The sequence below is a fragment of the Bavariicoccus seileri WCC 4188 genome (genome assembly GCF_000421665.1).
Classification (GTDB): Bacteria; Bacillota; Bacilli; order Lactobacillales; family Aerococcaceae; genus Bavariicoccus; species Bavariicoccus seileri.
Genome location: NZ_ATXL01000088.1, coordinates 1 through 3028 on the forward strand (window position 1 = coordinate 1; position 3028 = coordinate 3028).

Genomic DNA, 3028 nt, shown 5'->3' on the forward strand with positions numbered 1-3028 from the left:
AATTTTGATGTACGTTTCATCCATTTTCCATGAATAAAAGGATTTTTTATTTTTCTTTTTCCAAATTTGATAGAGTAGTTTGCCATATTCTTGCACCCAACGATAAATCGTCGTATGAGAAACGTTAATGCCACGATCATATAAGATTTCTTGAACTTCACGATAGCTAAGGTTATAACGAAGATAGTAGCCCACGGCTACAATAATCACATCCTGCTGAAATTGCTTTCCTTTAAAATGATTCATCGTCATTCCTCCTGCTATCTTTTTCTATTATTCTACCTTATTTGATAGTAGATTTAAAACTTTGCAACAGAACCAAATAGACTCCTAAACAGATTTATATAAGAGCTGATAGTATTAGTCTATTGTGTAAGCAATAGACTAAGGGTACCCTTAGCGATATATATATATATACATATTATACCGATTTTTTATCGCTCTAAGCAATTCTAAAACCTTGATTTACTAGGCTTCCGCAATCAAATTGCGATACTCTATTATTTAAAGGTATCATTATCAATGACAATAACATTCCCTTGTGTTTCTTCAAGAATTGCTGATCGCAAACTGGTTTTTCCTGATCCTGGTTGCCCACCAAATAAAAAAGCGGTTGGCGATTCAACCGCTTTTTTTCCTTGAACCAATTCTTCTAAATTATCATTTAAGCGATTTTCAAATTGTTTGTCAGTAAATTGACTATATTTGCCATATTAAGCCACTTTCTCTTTATTCAAAACTTGTTTTGAATAGCGATTCATTGACCGCCAATACTCATGAACGGCTTGTAATTCTTCTAAAGAATAATCAAAAAGATTTACACGTTTTGCAAGCTTTAATTGGTTTAATAAATTGACTTCCAATAATTGATGTGACCCCCAAAATATAGATTTGAAAAGTCTATATTTTGGGGGTCACTACAGAATCGACAAATGACGATAACGGTTATTTTTTAACAAACTTTTTATTTTAGTATTCGCCCCAATATTTAGACATTGTTTGTTTACCAACGCCAGGGTTGAAACTATTAGTTGGATCATTTTTCTTATAGTGCTTGATTAAGGCCGGTGCTGCCAAATATAGATGCCCAACATTGTGTTCGGCTGGATAAACAGCGTGACGCTTATCCAAAATTTTAAGCATTTCTTTTTTAAGTTCATGCGCATCGACGCCAGGTTTTAGAATATAATCCTGGTGCATAACGTGATCAAGTAAGTGACCATAATAAATTTTGTGTTCTATTTTGTCTTCAATCTCTTTAGGCAAATGCTCGAACCACTTATAATCATTACTTGCCAACGCGATATCTAGTGGCAAAATGTCAATACTATCCTGTTTTAATTCTTGATATCGAATCGCAACCCCAGCTGTTACATAGCGGTGAGTTGCCGCTTTACTAGTCTCATTGGCATCGGCTTCAAAGTAGTCGCCACTGGCTTTGTCAAAATAAGATTTGAGATACTCTCGCGCTTCTTCAATACCATTACCAGCCATTTTCAATTGTAGGTAATGGTCGTACTTTTCGTAATAATCATCTAACCGCTTTGGCATTTGATTAGGAAATAAATTACTTAATGTTTGAAGCAAACGATCTGGGAAATAAGGTTTGAAAAACGGAATGTGCTTCAAAAAGCGTTCGCCCCATGCTTTTAGCGCAAACATTTGGGGCAAATGACCCGTACCAATTTTTTCAATCACAATTAGTGAGTCTTTACCATATTTCTTGGCCAATTTATAAGCATTTTTATGCATATATTCACCAGAAACAGGCAATTCTTTGAATGTCGTCATAATATGGCAACGAATATCTTCCAACTCATCGGGATTATTCGTTCCAATGTAAAACATTTGTGTTTTTTTATCCATTGGGAATGTATCTAAGCGGACAGCCAATGCCGCAACGTGACCGGACGATCCAGATACTTCATACAATTCTTTAGGATTTGCATTGTATCGAATAGGCTTATCAGATTCAACGTCACGCACAACCTGTTCATAATGGAACATTGAACCATGATGTTCAGTAGCTGGTACTTGATTCAAATCAAAATTGCGGTTCTGCAAATTAGTAATAATCTCTTCGGGTGTTTTGCCCAAATCAATGCCTAAATGGTTAACTAAGTGCATTTCGTCATGTTCATCAATCCAAACATACAATGATAGCTCTGTATAAGCTGGACCTCTTCTGATCAAAGCACCACCAGAATTGTTGTTAATACCACCAATGACCGATGCACCCAAATTAGATGAGCCAATGACTGAATGTGGTTCACGTTTAAGTGGTCGCAATTCATTTTCTAAGTGAAACAGTGTCGTACCGGGGAATGCTAGTACTTGTTCCCCATTATTGATTAACTGTAAATCTTTAATTTTCATGCCGTTCACAACAACTGCAGAACGGTCATAACCTGGGGCAGGTACGGATCCCTCAGTCAAACTAGTGTTGGCTGCTTGCATAATAATGATAATATTGTTATCATGCAAAACATTAAGCACACGCCACATTGCCATTAAAGTGGTTGGAAATACGACTGCAACTGCATCTCCCTTACCTGAGCGGTACCCTTTCCTAAAACGTAAAGATTTTGCTTTGTTAGTAATAACATTTTTTTTACCAACAACATTGACTAGTTCTTCGACTAAGTCCATATTAACTTCTCCCCTCTATAACGTTTGTAAAAAACGTTTTAATCATTACGCTTTCAATGATACACTTTTTTTGATATTTTGGTTAATAGGTAGATTGTAAAATTAATCCGACGCTGTTCGGACAAAAAAGATCAGCTTCCCTTAAAATGGTGTTTACCACAAACACATCTTTTAGGAGCTGATCTTTTGTCTAGTATAACCTATTCTGAACGAATTAAAATCGAAACCTTTTGTGGTTCTGTTGCAAAGTTTTAAATCTACTATCAAATAAGGTAGAATAATAGAAAAAGATAGCAGGAGGAATGACGATGAATCATTTTAAAGGAAAGCAATTTCAGCAGGATGTGATTATTGTAGCCGTGGGCTACTATCTTCGTTA

Annotated in this window: 1 protein-coding gene and 3 pseudogenes; all 4 read right to left on the bottom strand. The window is 35.7% G+C overall.

The window, feature by feature from the left end; all coding sequences use genetic code 11:
* Window positions 1-246: pseudogene (locus H541_RS0110760) on the bottom strand (IS6 family transposase); the annotation flags it as partial.
* A 257-nt stretch (window positions 247-503) separates the two neighbouring features.
* Window positions 504-712, bottom strand: a pseudogene (locus H541_RS12415) (zeta toxin family protein); the annotation flags it as partial.
* 1 nt (window position 713) lies between these two features.
* Window positions 714-869: pseudogene (locus H541_RS12420) on the bottom strand (antitoxin); the annotation flags it as partial.
* Between the two features lie 100 nt (window positions 870-969).
* A complete protein-coding gene (gene dld / locus H541_RS0110775; protein WP_022797285.1) occupies window positions 970-2649 on the bottom strand; it encodes a D-lactate dehydrogenase in 1680 nt (559 codons plus the stop codon).
* Between the last annotated feature and the right edge of the window lie 379 nt (window positions 2650-3028).